This is a genomic window from Rhodococcus sp. 24CO (assembly GCF_050586165.1).
In the GTDB taxonomy this organism is placed as follows: Bacteria; Actinomycetota; Actinomycetes; order Mycobacteriales; family Mycobacteriaceae; genus Rhodococcus_F.
The window spans coordinates 12,425-29,874 of sequence record NZ_JAZFNF010000006.1; the positions used below are offsets into that span (position 1 = coordinate 12,425).

The window sequence follows — 17,450 nt, forward strand, 5'->3', positions numbered from 1 at the left end:
CTTTTTACGAAGTGAGCAGCCCTTGCATCCTGCTGCAGGGGCTGCTCACTCGAGGAAAACTATGCTCACACTTACCACTACACAGCGCGGTCTACACAGCGCGGTCGCTGGTCTCCCAGTACTGCGCGCGCAGAGCCTTCTTGTCGAGCTTGCCGAGCGGTGTCAGCGGCAGGCTGTCCACGAAGTCGATGCTCTTGGGTGCGTGCACTGATCCCTTGGCTGCCTTCACCCGCTCGACCAGCTCTTCGGTGGCGACGGTGAGTCCGCCGCGCAAGACGACACAAGCCTTGACGGCTTCGCCCCACTTGTCGTCCGGTACGCCCACCACTGCCACGGAGGCGACGGACGGGTGCGCGGAGATCACGTCCTCGATCTCGCGCGGGAACACGTTGAAGCCGCCGGTCACGATCATGTCCTTCTTGCGATCGACGATGGACAGGAAGCCGTCGACGTCCTTGCGCGCGATGTCGCCGGTGTGCAGCCAGCCGCCACGGAAGGCTTCTGCAGTCTCGGCGGGCTTCTTCCAGTACCCCTTCATGACCAAGGGACCTCGGACGCAGATCTCACCGAGCTCGCCCTGCGGCACCTCGTTCAGGTCGTCGTCGAGCAGCCGGACGTCGAGCCACGGCACCGGGCGGCCACACGTGGCAAGTCGAACCGGGTCGTCGGCGAGGTGCTCTTCCTTGCGGAGCACCGAGATGGTCATGCCGCACTCACTCTGACCGTAGAACTGGAAGAAGATCTGACCGAACTTCTTGATGCCTTCCTGCAAGCGGGCCGGTGACATCGCGGATGCTCCGTAGAAGAGCGTCTGCAGACTCGAGACGTCCCGCTTCTCGAAATCCGGATGGTCCATGAGCATGTAGATCATGGTGGGCACCAACATGGTTGCCGTGATCTTGTACTTTTCGATCGCTTCGAGAACTGCTCCGGGCTCGAAGGCGGGCAGCACGATCAGCGCGCCGCCGCGCAGGAGCGTCGGAGTGAAGAACGCGGCACCGGCATGGGACAGCGGCGTGCAGATGAGGAAGCGATTCTCCTCGGGCCACTGCCATTCCGACATCTGGATCTGGTTGAGCGCCGCACCCGAACGGAACGACCCGATAACGCCTTTGGGTTTGCCGGTGGTGCCACCGGTGTACACCATGCTGCTGGCGTCCTCGGCGTCGACGTGCGCTGCTTTGAGCGGCGCAGGCTCGAAAGTTGCCGCGAGAGCCAGAATGTCGATGCCGATCTCCGACGGGCCCATCGACAGGATCGTGGTCAAGGACGGCGACGACGCCTTCAACTCTGCCGCCCTTGCCTCGAAAGCGTTGGGGTCGAAGATGAGAGTCTCGATCTCGGCGTCGTCGACGATGTACTTGTGGTCGTCGAGTGAGCCCATCGGATTGAGAGCACTGGCGCGACAACCGGTGATCATGGTGGCACCCATGCTGATGAGTACTTCGGGACGATTCTTGGACAGCATCGCCGTGCTGGTGCCCTGGGTGATTCCGAGCGACGCGAGTGCCTGGGCGAAGCAGCTGATCTGATCGCGCATCTGTCCGCCGGTGAGAACAACGTCGCCGATGTACAGCGCCGGCTTGTCGTGGTTCCGTTCGAGGGCAGTGATGAGCAGGTCCGGACCGTAAATCGGTCGGTGGAGGTCAGCAAACTCGTCTGTCATCTGGTCTTCCTTCTGCTTGGCCTGCCGTCATCGAGATGTGCTCCCGGTCACGAATACGTTATCCAGAATCGCACAAAACTGGAACAGGTTCCAGAGGGGCCTCCGGCCCTACTGCACCGCAAACGCAATCCGCGCCAGATCCGCTTCCGTTTCACGCGGCGGCAGATCATCGAGATCGACCCGGACGGATCGCACGGTCCCCACAAAACGATCCCGGTCGGTGTAATCGGAACTGATTGCGACGCCGTGGCATCGCCCGATGGTCAGCAGGCCGGTTCCACCGATGTAGAACGGTGTCGTCCGCTCGATCCGCTCCGACGCAACAACGACGCTGTCCACCAGAAGCACGATCTGCGCGCCGCAGCCCAAACCGTCGCCCTCGTAGTGCAGTTCCATCCGCAGGTCGTGACGGCCGGGTTCGATCACCACCCGGCTACGAACGTGCTGCACATGCAGATCGGCGACGTTGTTGCAGTACGTCAGGGCGCCGTCGTGCACATACAGACTCCATCCGCCGTCGGCGCGCGCACCTTGAGCCACGACAACGCCGGTCCGGCCTGCCTCCGACAGTTCGACGTTCGCAGTGATCGCGTGCGAACGATTGAACAGTTTGGGTGCCGCGTCCGGCAGTAAGGGTGGCATCGACCCGGGGTAGGTGTGCGAACTCGGCGCCGGCTTCACCGACCCCTTGCGCATTCTCTGCATGCGAGTGTTGTCGAGTAGTACCTGGTTTCGGACCGCCTCGCGTTCGAACACCGCTTGAAGCTCGGCAAGTTTGTCCGGCCGGGTCGACGCCAGGTCGGCGGCTTCGGTCCAGTCGGTATTCGTGTCGTACAACTCCCACACATCGTCTTCGAATGGCTTGTCACCGGATGCCGCCTGCATCGGGACGCGGTGAGCGGTACACGCCACCCACCCCTCGTGGTAGATCCCGCGGTTGCCGAATATTTCGAAATACTGCGTGGTTCGCCGATCAGGCGCCTGCGGGGCGTCGAAGCTGTAGAGCATCGACACTCCATCCATCGGCTGCTGCGCCACGCCGCCGACAATCTCCGGTTGTTCGATTCCCGCAGCTTCGAGAACTGTGGGAACGACGTCGGACACAAAGTGCCATTGCTCGCGAATCTCGCCGCCCGAGCCGATTCCGGACGGCCAGTGCACGATCAACGGATTTCGGGTGCCGCCGTAATGCGACGCAACCTGCTTCACCCACTGGTAGGGCGTATCCATCGCCAGCGCCCACCCGATCGGATATTGCGGAGCAGTGGTCGGTCCACCCAATTCCGCACTCTTGTCGATGATCCGCGCCGACGTGTCCTTCAGACCGTTGAACAGGATGCCCTCGTTGGCGGTGCCGAGCATGCCGCCTTCCCCGGCCGCGCCGTTGTCGCCGAGAATATAGAAAACCAAGGTGTTTTCGAGCGTGCCCATGTCTTCGAGTGCGTCGATCACCCGCCCGACTTGAGCGTCGGTGTGCTCGGCAAAACCTGCGTACAACTCCATGAGCAATTCCGCCGCGCGACGGTCTTCGTCGCTCATCGAATCCCACTGAGGAATGAAATCCAGCCACGCCGTCAGCTGTCCGTCTTCCGGTACGACGCCCAACTCGTGCTGGCGTGCCACGGTGATGTCGCGCTGGCGGTTCCACCCGTGCGCGAACTTCCCGGCGTATTTATCCCGCCACTGCGCCGGTACCTGAAGGGGTGAATGTGTCGCTCCCAGAGCCAGATACGTGAAGAAGGGTTTGTCCGGCGCGGCCGCCTGCTGGTGGCGCACCCAGTCGATCAGGCGATCGGCGAGATCTTCGGAGAGGTGGTAGCCCTCCTCCGGACCTGCTGGGGCGTCCACAGGAGTGATGCCGTTGTGGAGAGCCGGGTAGTACTGATCGGTGGATCCGCCGAGAAATCCGTAGAAGTGCTCGAACCCCTCCCCTGTCGGCCACCGATCGAACGGTCCGGCCGGCCCCGTCTCGACACCCGGAGTCTGGTGCCACTTTCCGAATGCTGCTGTGTTGTAGCCGTTCTCACGCAGGGTCATCGCGAGCGTTGCGGCACTATCCGGCCTTGTGCAGTTGTATCCGGGGTCTGTGCTCTCGAAGTTGGTGACGGTACCGAACCCCACCGCGTGCGGATTTCGGCCGGTCAACAGCGATGCTCTGGTCGGCGAACACAGCGCCGTGGTGTGAAACCTGTTGTACTTCAAACCGTGGTCGGCGAGTCGCTGCGCCGTGGGCATGTCGATCGGTCCACCGAACGGCGAGGTGGCGCCAAATCCCATGTCATCAACCAAGACGATCAGTACGTTAGGTGCCTTGTCCTTCATAGCAGTACCTTTCAGTTCCGGCCGTCGAAAAGTGCGTCCGGACGTAGTTTTCCGGTCAGAACTTGGGCCCGTTTTCCGGCCAGACGGTCGAACGAATCGGGATGAGTGAGTATCCAGAACTCTTCCTGCGCAACACCGTCGAAGTAGATTTTGGCCGCAGCGGCCGGCGACATACCTTCTCTGATGTTCTCTCGCCAGAACTCGGTGTCCGACCCGGATTCGGGGCGCACTGCGACGTCCTCGAAAATCCTGGTGGCAACCTGCCCCGGGCTGAACACCGATACGCGGATCTGCGGAAACTGTTCGGCGCATTCGAGATACAGGCTTTCGGTGAGCGCCTGCACGCCGTGCTTCGAGGCCGCGTACGCCGTCATTTTCGGTGTGATCGCCACACCGCCGACCGAGACGGTGTTGACGACGTGGGCGGGCCCCGGGTCGGCGCCCATTCTGGGAACGAACGAGCGGATACCGTGAAAGACGCCGTTCAGGTTGACGTCGATGACCCGGCGCCACTCGTCCGCCGGTATGTCCCACGTGAACCCGACGGATTCGAGGCCGGCATTGTTTGCCAGGAGAGTCACAGCACCGAACTCTGCGTAGGTCGCATCCGCCAGTGCGTCCACATCTGTGGCAACGGTGACATCGGTCGGCACCGTCAGCACATGGGCTCCGTCTGCCCGAAGATCGGCCGCCACCGCCTCGAGGCGCTCGGCGGAGATGTCCGCCAGGACAACATTCATTCCGAGAGTGGCAGCTTCGCGGGCCAGGCCCTCGCCGATTCCACTTCCGGCTCCGGTGATCACTGCTGTTCCGCCGCGTAATTCTTCGAGTTTCATCGCATTCCCTCCGTGACCTGCAGTGACACGTCGCCCTGTCGGATTTCTGGTCACACTATTCGGCCTCGCGGGCCGCTCGACAGGGGATCTCCCGCACGGTGGAACAACGGGATTGCCGTCGACACTGGTGTCTCGCCTACCGAAACCACGGCCACGTCCCACCTGCATTGCAGGGCACTTCCGCACACATTCCCGATGAGCGGGAGCAAATGGTGTAACGGCGGTGATCGTCACTAGCGTTGCCATCACCCACTCGAACGGCCGACTGGCCGGGAGAAAACGGAGGTTATCGTGACTGCAATTCTTGTCGACGAGAATCCCTTGGCGCACGCGGTGTTGCCGACATTTTCGACGCTGTACGACGCATCCGCCGGCTTGATCGACGCGTCGACAGACGAACAGGACGTGGTGTTCTTCGGCCCGCCACGCCCCACGGACACTGTTGTGGGGAGCATCCGTTCACTCGAACGAATCCCGTCCACCGACGGCGGCCCGTCGCGGATCGCCCGGACAACCGACTACCGCGACGTGTACGGGCACTTGGTTGCCGAGGTATATGCGTCGGGAATCGCCTGCGACATCAAAGGTCCTGTCGCCGCGGGCACTTCGTCCGCACTTTCCGCACACGTCGGCGCCGCGTTCGATGCCGACAGCATCCGTCGATTCCGTACCCGGATCTTCGTCTCCGATGCCGCGCAGCTCACGTTTACCTGCACTGCCGTCGCCCGGTATCGCAAGGATTCGGAGTATGTTTCCGATTTCATCGTCAGTGCAACCGATGACACAGGCGTTACCGCGGGCAGGGCATGGGTCACCGTGGCGGAGACCGCGCTCTCGGATCGGTAAGTTCCACCGAGCGGGATCACGCGGTCACCGGGCAAATCTCCGGTGATTGAGTGGCTCCATGTCGGCCATTGCATTCACTCTGTCCTCACGTACGTCACCGATCACCGTCGCTGACTACCGCGAACGTGCCCGCAAGGCACTCCCCGCGATGATTTGGGCGTACGTCGACGGCGGCGCCGAGGACGAAGTTACGCTGCGCGCCAACGTCGACGATTTCGACAAGTGGGCGCTTCGCTCACGGGTTTTGACCGGAAACGAAGGTCAAGGGCTGACCGCCAAAGTGGGGAACACAGCGCTTGATCTCCCGGTTTTCCTCTCTCCCACCGGAATGACCGGGCTGATCCAATGGACCGGTGAGCGCGCTGCGGCTCGGGCAGCCGAACGCGTCGGCACCCGCGCGGTTATCTCCACCGCATCGAGTTACACGGTGGAAGAGATCGCGGACGCCACCTCCGAGAACCATTTCTTCCAGCTCTACCCGTGGACCAGTGTCCGCACCGGGAAATCGTTGGCGAAGAAGTTCATCGACCGCGCACATCATGCCGGCTACAGCGCGTTGTTCGTGACGGTTGACGTTCCGGTGACCGGAAACCGGGAAGGCGAACGTAAGCGAGGCATGGGGATCCCGCCCACCCTCTCGCCATCGCGCATGCTCGACGCGGCCCGCAAACCGCGGTGGGCCTACAACTTTCTCAAGCACCAGCGAATCTCGTCGCGCATGCTGGTCGACGAGCGCGGCGCCGCTGCCGCAGTGCGATCAGCACAGAAGCAGGTGAGTCTCCTGCGCCCGGAACTGTGCTGGGACGACTTGGCGAAGATTCGCGATCTGTGGGACGGTCCGATGTACGTCAAGGGCATTCTCGATCCGGACGATGCCGCTGCTGCGGTCCGTCTGGGTGCTGACGGAATTGTGGTGTCGAATCACGGGGGACGCCAACTCGACAGCGCGCTCTCGAGTATCGAGGCGCTGCCGGCGGTGGTTGATCGAGTGGGCGGATCCGGCGGTGTTCCCGTCTACCTGGACGGTGGCATTCGTCGTGGCAGCGACGTGGTGAAAGCTCTTGCACTCGGAGCGACCGCGGTCGGAATCGGCCGACCGTACGTGTACGGATTGGCGGTCGGCGGTGAGGACGGCGTCGCGCACGTTCTCGAGATCTTCCGCGAGGAGATTGCTCGGACTCTGACCCTCATGGGCGTACGTGACGTTGCCGAACTCGATCGCTCCCACATCATGAGACGAGTCTGAGTTTCCGGTCCCGAGAGTAAGTGTTCCATCCAGCGGGAATGCCCGTATCCGGGAGGACCACGCCAACGGTTCTATGGGGTGGATCACATTACTGACAGCGTCGTCAGGCGCGGCTCGGAGGAAACATGTCGCTCAGCACGGACTCACCCACAACGGCAGACGAGGAAATTCGAGAAATCGAGGCGGCGGCTCCCCCGACGCGATTTGCTCGGGGGTGGCATTGCCTCGGACTCAGCGAGACGTATCGCGACGGAACGCCCCATCAGATCGAAATCTTCGGCACCAGTCTGGTTGTTTTCGCCGACAGCAAGGGCAACATCAAGATCCTCGACGCCTACTGCCGCCACATGGGCGGCAACCTGGCGCAGGGCACGGTCAAGGGCGATTCGATCGCGTGCCCGTTCCACGACTGGCGTTGGGGCGGCAACGGAAAATGTACGGATATTCCCTACGCACGACGCGTTCCGCCGCTGGCGAAGACCCGCGCCTGGACGACACTCGAGCGCAACGGCCAGCTGTTCGTCTGGAACGATCCGCAGGGCAATCCCCCGCCTGCCGAGGTCACCATCCCCGAGATCGAGGGGTTCGGAAGCGACGAGTGGTCCGACTGGAGTTGGAACACGCTCACCATCGAAGGCTCGCATTGCCGCGAGATCGTGGACAACGTCGTGGACATGGCTCACTTCTTCTACATCCACTACTCCTTCCCGCGGTATTTCAAGAACATCTTCGAAGGTCACGTCGCGAGCCAGTACATGGAATCGGTGGGACGTGAAGATGTCATCAGCGGCACGAACTACGGCGATCCCAACGCTGTTCTCCGTTCGGACGCATCGTATTTCGGTCCGTCGTACATGATCGACTGGCTCAAGAGCGAGGCCAACGGTCAGATCATCGAGACCGTGCTGATCAACTGCCACTACCCGATCTCGAACAACGCCTTCGTGCTGCAGTACGGCGCCATGGTCAAGAAGCTTCCCGGGATGAGCGACGAGGACACGGCGGCGATGGCCGCGCAGTTCACCGAGGGCGTCGAGACGGGATTCCTTCAGGACGTGGAGATCTGGAAGAACAAGGCTCCCATCGACAATCCACTGCTCTCCGAAGAAGACGGCCCGGTATATCAGTTGCGACGTTGGTACAACCAGTTCTACACCGACATCGAGGACGTCACCGAGGACATGACCAAGCGCTTCGAGTTCGAAATCGACACCACCCGAGCGGTGGCGAGCTGGAAACAGGAAGTTGCCGACAACGTCGCAGCCCGCGAAACCCAGGCACCTCAGACCACGTCCTGATCAGAGCCCGTCCTGACCGAGACCACACGACACAACACAACATAGGGTGACCATGAGTTACGAAGTGCTCGAACAGATCAACTTGATGGCCGACGACATCTTCCAAGAAGGTGTCGAGGCCGAGAAAATCGGGCGGTTGGCAGACGACACCGCCAAGAAGATGAAGGCCGCCGGGTCGATCCGGATGCTGCAGCCCAAGGAATACGGCGGCATGGAAGCGCATCCGCGCGAGTTCGCAGAAACCGTGATGCGCATGGCGTCGCTCAATCCGTCGGCCGGATGGGTCCACGGAATTGTCGGAGTTCACCCGTGGCAGTTGGCGTTTGCCGATCCGAAGGTTCAGCAGGAAATCTGGGGTTCCGATCCCGATACCTGGATGGCCTCTCCCTACATGCCCGGCGGCATGTGCATTCCCACTGACGGTGGGTACAAGTTCTCCGGCCGCTGGCAGTTCTCCTCCGGCACCGACCATTGCGATTGGGCATTCCTCGGCGCCATGGCCTGTGACAAGGACGGCAACATGGAGATGCCGCCCAGAATGCTGCACGTGATCATTCCGCGCACCAACTACGAGATCATCGAAGACTCGTGGGACGTCATGGGTTTGCGCGGCACCGGGTCGAAAGATCTTGTGGTCAAGGACGCGTACGTTCCCGATTACCGCGTCATGGATTGCGACGAGGTCATCGACGGTACCGCTGTACGCAAGTACGGACGCACCGAGACGCTGTACTTGATGCCGTGGTCGAACATGTTCCCCCTCGGGATCACAGCCGCGACCATCGGCATCTGCGAGGGAATGCTGTTCCACGCCAACGAATACCAGGCTGATCGCATCAATGCCCAGGGCACAGCGATCAAAGACGATCCCTACACACTGTTCGCAATCGGCCAGGCAACGGCCGATATTCGCGCAGCGAGAGATACCCTGCTGGCCAATGTCGATCGCATGTGGGATCGCGTGGACGCCGGCAAGGAAGTGACCTTCGAACAGCGCGCTGAAGGTCGACAGACCCAGGTCCAGGCTGCATGGCGCGCCATCAATGCCATCGACCAGGTCTACCCGCGCTGCGGCGGTAACGCCCTTCGCATGGACAAGCCACTGCAGCGCTTCTGGCGCGACGCCCATGCCGGTCAGCATCACGCAATCCACGTCCCCGGCACCGTATTCCACGCTGCCTCACTCAGCCGCCTCGGCGCCGATCCGCAGGGCCCGCTGCGGGCAATGATCTGACATAAGGAACGACACACGATGACGCACACCGACATCAAGGGACTTGGCTACGTCAAGATCTCCACCAACGACATGGACCGTTGGCGCACTTTTGCATTCGACGTTCTGGGCTTCGCCAAGGGCAGTGGCCCGGACGAGAACGCGCTGTACCTGCGTCTCGACGAGCGCGCCGCACGCATCGTCGTCGTCGAGGGCGAGCGCGACGAGATCGTCAGCATCGGCTGGGAGGTCGCCGACCGCAACGCATTACGACGCGTTCAGGCCGCACTGGAGAAGTTCGGCACCGAGGTCGAGCAACTTCCCCTGGCCGAGGCCGACGCACGCCGGGTCGAAGAGGTCATCACCTTCACCGATCCCGGCGGCGCAACTGTGGAAATCTTCCACGGCGCGATCCTCGATCACAGCCCGGTGGTTACACCGTTCGGCGCGCGATTTGTCACCGGCTCACAGGGCCTTGGCCACGTTGTTCTTCCGGTCATGGACAGCGCGGCGAGCTTCGATTTCTACACCGACGTTCTCGGCTTCTATCCGCGCGGCGCATTCCGCCTGCCCGCCCCGCCGGAGTTCGGACCCCTGCGCATCCGCTTCCTCGGGGTCAACGAGCGCCATCACAGCTTGGCGCTGTGCCCCGCCCCGCACGGCGGCGCACCCGGTTTGATCCACATCATGGTCGAGGTGGATACCCTCGACGCCGTCGGGCAGGCTCTCGATCGGGTTGTGAAGGACGGTTTCTCGGTGTCCTCGACCCTTGGCCGGCACACCAACGACAAGATGGTCTCGTTCTACGTCCGGGCACCCGGCGGCTGGGACATCGAGTTCGGCACCGAGGGGTCGAAGGTGGATCAGGACTCCTACTCGGCAGAAGAGATCACCGCCGACAGTTACTGGGGCCATGACTGGTCGGGCAGCGAACCGCTGGCAGCGATGTAGATTTCCACTGGGAAAGGGCTTGCGCACGTTTGTGCGCAAGCCCTTTTCTTGTGCCCGGATCTGCAGACAGACGTGTGAGCCTCGCATCGTCTTGACGGGTGATGCGAAGCTCTCACGCGGTATGTAGTTCCGGCGCAGCCGGGTTCAGTCTCGGTGGACTGGGCCTTGGCGGGTGGTGGAGCGGCGGCGTCGTTGTTTCGGGTCGATCGCGACTGGTGGGATGAACCACGGTTTGTGATCGGTGCCCATTTTGATTTCCCAGATGCCGCGGAACCCGCTGGTGCTGTGGATCAATCGGTGGTGGTTGCGGCAGAGGAGGGTGAGGTTGTCCATCACCGTCAGACCGCCGGTTGACCAGGGTTGTATGTGGTGGGCGTCGCACCAGGCGGGGACGGCATCGCAGTTGGGGAAGGCGCAGCCTTTGTCCCGGGCGATCAGTGCCGTCCGCTGTTCTGCTGTGACGAGGCGTTTGTGTGGCGTTGCATCGAGCGGTGCGCCGTTGCCGTCCATCAGGACGGTGGAGAGCATGCAGTCGCACGCGAGCATGCGGGTCAGGCTCACGCTGAGTGGTCCCATCCAGGGCATGTAGCCGACGTCAAGATCTTCGAAATCAGGCTCGTCGTCGTCCGATGCGACATCGCTGTCAGCTCGCATGGTGGCGCATTCCCGATGCTCGGCAAGATCTTTCGCGGTGATATGCACATTCACATGCGGACGCTGACCACCATCGACACCGGTGACAGCATTATCGAGATACCGTCGGATCAGTTCGGTGAAGGCGTCGGCGGTGCGCTTGGCTGCCGAGCGCTGATCCGGAGTTCCGTCAGCAGCCGGTTTCGGCATCGACAACTTCGAGAGCGCCGACAACAACATTTCACCGGTCAACGCATCGAAATCACCCTTGATGGCAACCCGACCGTTGAGCGTCGGCGAAATCCGCAAGACGTTGAGATCATCGTCCTCACCAGGCGGGATCTCATCCGATTCGAAGATCCGCTCCAGAACCGCGATCGCATAGCGCAGTTTTATGGTTGTGGCCTCCACCCCGGATGCGGCAGCGAGAAGGGTTTTCATGCAGGACGGTAAAGCAGTCGTAGGCATACCTTTTGGTGGTGATTCGCAGAACGCGGCGATTATTGCTGCATGATCGAACGAGAGGTCACCGGCCTCGAATTGAGCGGCAATGTCCGGAAACCCTCGCAGTGCGGCACCGAGGGCTGCGATCTTGTTGCCGGCTGCGTTCTGCAGCATCGTGTTTGCCGCCAACCAGCGCCCCACACCGCGGTAGCAGAGCACCTGCTCGTCCGGGTTGAGTGCCAGTTCGTCGACCGCGGCAACCCGAATCGCTTCCAACCGAAGGATTTCCGCAGATACAGTGACTGCAACGTCCCGAACCTCGGCCGGGCGCAAGCGCCACAACCTTCCGCGCACACCCGCCGCCGAACCGGCTACAACATCCCCCACCGAAACGAAATCGCTCAACGTCGTCATCAAGGCCTCCCCACCCTTGACCCAACTTTACTCGAACATCTATTCGAATCAAGGGGCATATCGGACACATCTGAAATGGAACCGACTCGTGCCGCAATGCACCGCCCGCTCGAGATCGACAGCACCCATAAAAACCTGAGTACACCCCGCCACCATGCCCAGACGCAGGGCATTTGCGTGATTCACTTCACAAATCATGAGTCGTATGACACTATTTCTAATTGAAATAGCCAGTTCACAGATTTTTCATCGAAGAGGAGTAGTGGACGCGATGACAATGACACTGGAGTCCGAAGTAGCGGCCCTGAAGCCAGCATCGGTTGACCTGGGAGTCGACTCGACACCCACTGCCGTTCTCGATCGCGTCTCACTTGTCCTCGACACCTTCGACGGTCCCGGCCGCCTCACGCTCGCCCAGATTGTTCGTCGCACCGGGCTTCCTCGATCGTCCGCCCACCGCCTGCTCGAGCGGCTGGTCTCGATGCGATGGCTACGACGCGACGGCCGCGACTACGAGCTCGGTATGCGTCTGGTCGAGCTGGGCTCTCTCGCCGTGCACCAGGATCGTCTGCACACCGCGGCATTGCCCTTGCTGCACGAGCTGTACCGCGTCACTGGATTTGTTGTCCACCTCGGCATTCTCGACGGCTCCGATGTGGTGTACCTCGAGAAGATCGGCGGACGCCTGGCCGCGGCCGTCCCGACGCGCGTCGGTGAACGGCGTGATGCTCCCACGACTGCTCTCGGACAGGCACTGCTTGCTTTTGCCTCGCCGCAGTCCACAACACATCCCCAGCGTGCCCGGATTCGGGAGGCCGGTGTGGCCTTCGAAAGTGGAAGTGGGTTGGCCGGCTTCAGCTGTCTGGCAGCACCGATCGGATTGCCCGGACGGGCGGTTGCGGCAGTCTCGATTTGTGGGCCGACAACGGCGCTGCGTAATGATCACATCAGCGCAGCACCCGTCCGGATGGCCGCGTCCGCGATCTGGCGCGCCATCGACGGTGGATCTCACACTGTCACACCAACTTTGCAGCGTCGCCAGCTGCTGCGAAATCTGCCCACCGCCGCCAGGGCGTGAGTAACGCGTTGGTTACCGAGGGCAGCTCTTTACTCAGATATCGCGCTGACCCTGGTTGAGTGAGAGGACATAATCTTCGACGTTCTTCCATCGTCCGGGCGTCGTCGGTAGCGGCGATCCGAGGAGATCATGTTCGGAGACCTTCGCATACTCCGTAGATGCTCGGTCGATATCGTCGAGTAGTCCACGCGCGAGATCGATTTCAGCGTGGAAGTAGCGCACCGACCACCGCAATGTCATGACAGGGTAGGACCATGCGGGCTCGTTGTCTGCGTGCTCAGCGTGAAGTTCCGCACGCCGCAGTTGCTCTTCGACGTTGGCGATGTGTGCGCCGACGAGAGCCTTGAGCCTCGCGGGATCGTTGAGATGCCCCATCCAAAGCCGAAGCATGACACCGTGTTTGAGAACGGGAACCTCCACGGGCGCTTCGCGCGACCACGTGCGAACGGCCTCGGTTCCGGATTCGGTAATTGCGTACAGGCGTCGACCCCGCACTCCCGGCTCCGACACCACGCGCGATTCCACGAACCCGATTCCCTCGAGTTTCTTGAGCTCGGCGTAGACCTGACTGATGGAAGGGCTCCAGTAAAAGAACCCGAGGCTCCAGTCGGCCCATTTCTTGAGATCGTTTCCGGTCAGTTCCTCACCGAACGTAAGCATGCCGAGGACCGCCCAGCTTGTTGCGGGAAGCCCTCTGGATACATCTTCGGGTGCGGACATGGACCAAAGTCTAACAATCGGTGACATGGCGCTGGTGCGCCACAAACCACGGCGCCCGCCTACCGGGAGAGTTTCACGAATTGGCGGTCAGTGCTGCCGTTGTCATGTCGATGAGGTTCACTTGAAAGTCCGCCGCCGACAGGGGCAATCGACGGCGTCCGGCCAGGTCACGTGCACGGACTGCAAGCATTGCGGTGGCAAGCAGAATTGCGCCGCGCACACGCTCGTCCACCAGCGGGGCGGCCAGGTGACCGATGGATTCGCGCAGCAACTCGATGGATCGGACGAGGCTGGGATAGTTCGGCGGAACCTGATCGATCTGCTCGGGTTCGAGCTGGTAGATGGTCTGGCCGAGAATGCGCAGGTATCTGCGTCCCGCTTCGCCGGTGAGCATCTCCCCCAGCGGCACCACGATCAGTTCGACGCACGCGCGCGGGGTGGCGTCTCCTTGCCAGCGCGCGAGCATCGCGGTTCGTCGAGCCTCCAACTGCACCAGATACTTCTCGCGAATCGCCTGGAGTATTCCTTCGCGGGAGCCGAAGTGATACCGCAACGCCGACGGATTGCGTTGGCCTGCACCCGAAACGATGTCACCGACCAGCGTCGCCTCAATCCCTTTCGTGGCAAAGAGTTCTTCAGCCACTTCGAGAAGTTTTTGTTTTGTCGAGAGCTCTCCCGTACTCATGGCGCTTAGTGTACCTTTCCGATTACTACTAATAAGGAGTATTAATGAGTCCATTGAGATCAATGACCCCGGCCAGGTTCGGATCCCTACTCGTTGCCGCCACAACGATCCTCGCTACCGGGTTCGGAAGCAGCACCGGAAGTATCGACGGAAGCCTCGACCCGGACACGTCCGTCTACGCAGACACAGGTTGGGTTACCCTGCACGGCGATTCGGGCAATCGTCGTCAGCAACTGGGGGTTCAACCCGCGCAGAGTTACACCCGGTGGACAGCTCTGCAGGGTGCGTCGATTCTTACCGCTCCCACAATGCTGCCCAACGGAAACCTGGCCATCACCACCGGCAAGGCCGAGGGCAGCGCCAACCTCCACGTGCTCGACAAGTTCGGCACCATCGTCTGGGAAACGCCGGCTTGGAGCGGCAAGACCGGCGTCGACTCGGCCGCGATCATCTCCTCGCCCATCATCGACGTGGACGGCAACATCTTTGTCAGCGACGCAGATCAACTGTGGTCGTATACCAGTGGCGGAGCCCTGCGCTGGGTCATCGACCTACCGGCAGCGCCCAACCCCAACCCCTTTGCCGACGGATCACGGGCGGTCAACCCCTTTGTCACAGCCGCTTTCACCAAGGACGGTGCAGTTTTCGGCACCACCGTGTTCGGTCAGGTAATGGTCGTCGACCGGGCAACCGGAGAGCTGCGCGCACCCGTGTTCCAGCTTCCCGGCTCAATAGCCAAGCGGCACACAAAAACTCCGATGTCACCGAACATGTGGGCCGGCGGAATGATGGATCCTGCCATCAAGGATCCCATCTTCCAGATCATCATGGGCGGCATAGTCCAGAGCGCAAACACTCCGGCGGTGGACTCGGTGACCGGACGCGTCTACGTCGCGGCAACCGACAAGGAACAAGACAAGGGCGCGCTCTACGGCCTCGACATCACCCCGCCGAAGAACGGTGCTCCCGGCTCGATTTCCATTGCCTTCGCGGCACAGATGGGCCCAGGCAGCGGTTCGAGCCCCGTTATCTCACCCGACGGCAAAACCGTCTACACGTGTGACGACGAGGGACTCCTCTATGCGTTCGATGCTGCATCCGGCAAGGAACTCTGGAACGCTCCGTCCGGCGCTGCTGCTGCCGCGGTGGCCGTCGACGCCCAAGGATCTATCTACGCGCTCACCAATCCCGGCGTCCTCTCTGCATACAGTGCCGCAGGCGCAAAGCTCTGGGACGCCGATCTCAGCGAGCTGACAAACGCAACGCTCCCGGTCAGCGACGTATACGGCGCACCCATCGTGCGTGGCAACGGCAACCCGACGGTGGTCAACGGCTCGATTCTCATCGAAGTCTTCTACGGCTACGACGTCCCGATTCAGGGTTACCCCGTCTCGGTGCCGGTGAAGTCCGCCATCGTCGACATCGATCCAGCTACCGGAAAGGGCATGCGCAACATCGGCTTCGCCACCGACACCACGGAAGGCATCCTGGCCGTCACTCCGGACGGCCGAATCTTCTCGACCTTGGGCGTCATGACGTCGACGGCCGTTGCACCACTCGCGCCGATGATCAACCCGACGCTGCCAGACGGACTCGAATTGATTGCACCGTCCGGCGGACTCGACGGCTTCATCCCGAACCCGTAGGACAGCGCTTCTACTCACCGGGAGTGCGGAGTCGACCGGGTGGAGCAGGATCCTGGACAGAAGAGTTCTTGCTGCCATTGAGTGGGACTGGCGCTGGATTACCGCGCCGTTGCCCCACATCGTAGGGACTCACACCCTGTTTGCAGAGCTTTGATCGAGGAGAAACACATGTCCGTAGAAAATGCCGCACCGCTGGCGCTGGACGGGCGCACACTGCGCGACGTGATGAGCAACTTCTGCACCGGCGTCACGGTGATCACCGCCCACGACGGTGATTCCCCACTCGGATTCACGTGCCAGTCCTTGGTCTCGGTTTCTCTCGATCCTCCGCTGCTGTCCTTCTGCCCCGCCAAGACGTCGACAAGTTGGCCGAAGCTGCGTGAAGCGGGGTCCATCTGCATCAACGTTCTTGCGCACGATCAGAAGGACATGTGTTCGGCTTTCGCTCGCGGCGGCACTGACAAGTTCAGCGGTGTCGACTGGGAAGCCGGCTCCAACGGCGCACCTGCCCTCGAAGGCGCCTTGGCCCGGATCGAAGCCACCATCGAAAACGAGCACGATGCAGGCGACCACACGATCGTCGTTGCCCGCATCACGGATCTGACCGTGTTGCGCCACGACGGCCCGCTGCTCTTCTACCGTGGCGGTTTCGGCCGCTTCGACGCGTAATCTTCCGACATATAAGCCCCCGGCGCCTGAATCTGGGCGTCCCGCTGCGTGGGAGAACCCGACGATAGTGGCGATCACAAGCGATAACGTCCGGTGAAGTCGGCATTTACAGTCGACTTCACCGGGACACAACTGATCGGATTACGTCGATGACTACTGTCGAACCAGATACCGCCGCTGCGATCACCGCGACCGTCACCGCGTACCTCGACGCGGTTTCTCGCGGATCGAGCGCAGACATCGCAGCCCTGTACGCCGAAAACGGAACTCTCGAGGATCCCGTGGGTAGCGAACCCGTTGTCGGCCGCGAGGCGATTGCCGCATTCTTCGGTGCTCTCGAAGGTCGCACGCAGGAGATCGAACTCCTGACCCTGCGTGTCAGCGGTTCCAGCGCAGCGTTCCATTTCCGCGTCGTCACACCGATGGGTGACAAGATCTACGAGGTCTCCCCCATCGACGTGATGACGTTCGACGAGAACGCCAAGATCACCAGCACACGCGCTTTCTGGGCGCTGTCGGACATGATTTCACGCTGATGCGTCAGGTCAGCTGCCGCCATTGCGGTAACCGGGTTCTCATCGAGAAGTACAGCAACGCGCACACCAGCGTGCAGTGGCTCGAGGATTCCGAGCAGGTCTGCCCGGAACTCGCGCGCCCGTCCGACAATCCGTACGCACAGCGCTCCTGCTCGTCGTTGCGTCAAACCATCAACGACCTTGCCGACGCCGGTGCCGTCGAAATGAGCGAACGTAGCTACCCAGTTCCCGGTTCCCTGTACTGAAC

16 protein-coding genes are annotated in these 17,450 nt (G+C 61.8%); 10 read left to right on the plus strand and 6 right to left on the minus strand.

The window, feature by feature from the left end; translation table 11 throughout:
* Window positions 1–91: 91 nt before the first annotated feature.
* The 3 genes from V2B23_RS15535 to V2B23_RS15545 all read right to left on the minus strand — a co-directional run bounded on the left by V2B23_RS15535 (window position 92) and on the right by V2B23_RS15545 (window position 4,824).
* The gene (locus V2B23_RS15535; RefSeq protein ID WP_430951175.1) at window positions 92–1,666 is read right to left on the minus strand and encodes an AMP-binding protein; all 1,575 of its coding nucleotides are present in this window, start codon (window positions 1,664–1,666) and stop codon (window positions 92–94) included.
* A gap of 108 nt (window positions 1,667–1,774) precedes the next feature.
* On the minus strand, window positions 1,775–3,988 hold the full coding sequence (locus tag V2B23_RS15540; protein ID WP_430951176.1) for an arylsulfatase: 2,214 nt from the start codon (window positions 3,986–3,988) through the stop codon (window positions 1,775–1,777).
* Window positions 3,989–3,999: 11 nt separating this feature from the next.
* Entirely contained in the window at window positions 4,000–4,824 is an 825-nt protein-coding gene (locus V2B23_RS15545) for an SDR family NAD(P)-dependent oxidoreductase (protein ID WP_430951177.1), read from the minus strand.
* Window positions 4,825–5,115: 291 nt separating this feature from the next.
* Here V2B23_RS15545 and V2B23_RS15550 point away from each other — a divergent pair, with 291 nt between their 5' ends.
* The 5 genes from V2B23_RS15550 (at window position 5,116) to bphC (ending at window position 10,378) form a co-directional block, all read left to right on the plus strand.
* Complete coding sequence (locus V2B23_RS15550) at window positions 5,116–5,670, plus strand: hypothetical protein (protein WP_430951178.1); 555 nt, start codon at window positions 5,116–5,118, stop codon at window positions 5,668–5,670.
* A gap of 58 nt (window positions 5,671–5,728) precedes the next feature.
* Window positions 5,729–6,916: an alpha-hydroxy acid oxidase gene (locus V2B23_RS15555; protein ID WP_430951179.1), complete on the plus strand. Its 1,188-nt coding sequence runs from the start codon at window positions 5,729–5,731 to the stop codon at window positions 6,914–6,916.
* Window positions 6,917–7,041: 125 nt separating this feature from the next.
* Complete coding sequence (locus tag V2B23_RS15560; RefSeq protein ID WP_430951180.1) at window positions 7,042–8,214, plus strand: Rieske 2Fe-2S domain-containing protein; 1,173 nt, start codon at window positions 7,042–7,044, stop codon at window positions 8,212–8,214.
* Window positions 8,215–8,266: 52 nt separating this feature from the next.
* A complete protein-coding gene (locus V2B23_RS15565) occupies window positions 8,267–9,448 on the plus strand; it encodes an acyl-CoA dehydrogenase family protein (protein ID WP_430951181.1) in 1,182 nt (393 codons plus the stop codon).
* Between the two features lie 18 nt (window positions 9,449–9,466).
* Window positions 9,467–10,378 carry a biphenyl-2,3-diol 1,2-dioxygenase gene (bphC, locus tag V2B23_RS15570; protein ID WP_430951182.1) on the plus strand — a complete coding sequence of 304 codons (912 nt, stop codon included), beginning with the start codon at window positions 9,467–9,469 and terminating at the stop codon, window positions 10,376–10,378.
* A 144-nt stretch (window positions 10,379–10,522) separates the two neighbouring features.
* Here the strand turns inward: bphC and V2B23_RS15575 are convergent, their stop codons facing one another.
* The gene (locus V2B23_RS15575) at window positions 10,523–11,869 is read right to left on the minus strand and encodes a DUF222 domain-containing protein (RefSeq protein ID WP_430951183.1); all 1,347 of its coding nucleotides are present in this window, start codon (window positions 11,867–11,869) and stop codon (window positions 10,523–10,525) included.
* Between the two features lie 271 nt (window positions 11,870–12,140).
* Between V2B23_RS15575 and V2B23_RS15580 the strand changes: the two genes are divergently transcribed.
* A complete protein-coding gene (locus V2B23_RS15580) occupies window positions 12,141–12,947 on the plus strand; it encodes an IclR family transcriptional regulator (RefSeq protein ID WP_430951184.1) in 807 nt (268 codons plus the stop codon).
* Between the two features lie 33 nt (window positions 12,948–12,980).
* Here the strand turns inward: V2B23_RS15580 and V2B23_RS15585 are convergent, their stop codons facing one another.
* A complete protein-coding gene (locus tag V2B23_RS15585; protein ID WP_430951185.1) occupies window positions 12,981–13,667 on the minus strand; it encodes a PadR family transcriptional regulator in 687 nt (228 codons plus the stop codon).
* A gap of 73 nt (window positions 13,668–13,740) precedes the next feature.
* Window positions 13,741–14,352 carry a TetR/AcrR family transcriptional regulator gene (locus tag V2B23_RS15590; RefSeq protein ID WP_430951186.1) on the minus strand — a complete coding sequence of 204 codons (612 nt, stop codon included), beginning with the start codon at window positions 14,350–14,352 and terminating at the stop codon, window positions 13,741–13,743.
* Between the two features lie 44 nt (window positions 14,353–14,396).
* Between V2B23_RS15590 and V2B23_RS15595 the strand changes: the two genes are divergently transcribed.
* From V2B23_RS15595 to V2B23_RS15610, 4 genes are all read left to right on the plus strand, one after another.
* Window positions 14,397–15,998 (plus strand): PQQ-binding-like beta-propeller repeat protein, encoded by a 1,602-nt coding sequence (locus V2B23_RS15595; protein WP_430951187.1) that lies wholly within the window; start codon window positions 14,397–14,399, stop codon window positions 15,996–15,998.
* Between the two features lie 168 nt (window positions 15,999–16,166).
* Complete coding sequence (locus tag V2B23_RS15600) at window positions 16,167–16,667, plus strand: flavin reductase family protein (RefSeq protein ID WP_430951188.1); 501 nt, start codon at window positions 16,167–16,169, stop codon at window positions 16,665–16,667.
* 149 nt (window positions 16,668–16,816) lie between these two features.
* A complete protein-coding gene (locus V2B23_RS15605; RefSeq protein WP_430951189.1) occupies window positions 16,817–17,203 on the plus strand; it encodes a nuclear transport factor 2 family protein in 387 nt (128 codons plus the stop codon).
* Window positions 17,203–17,448 (plus strand): hypothetical protein, encoded by a 246-nt coding sequence (locus tag V2B23_RS15610; RefSeq protein WP_430951190.1) that lies wholly within the window; start codon window positions 17,203–17,205, stop codon window positions 17,446–17,448. The genes V2B23_RS15605 and V2B23_RS15610 overlap by 1 nt, the downstream gene beginning before the upstream one ends.
* Window positions 17,449–17,450: the final 2 nt, after the last annotated feature.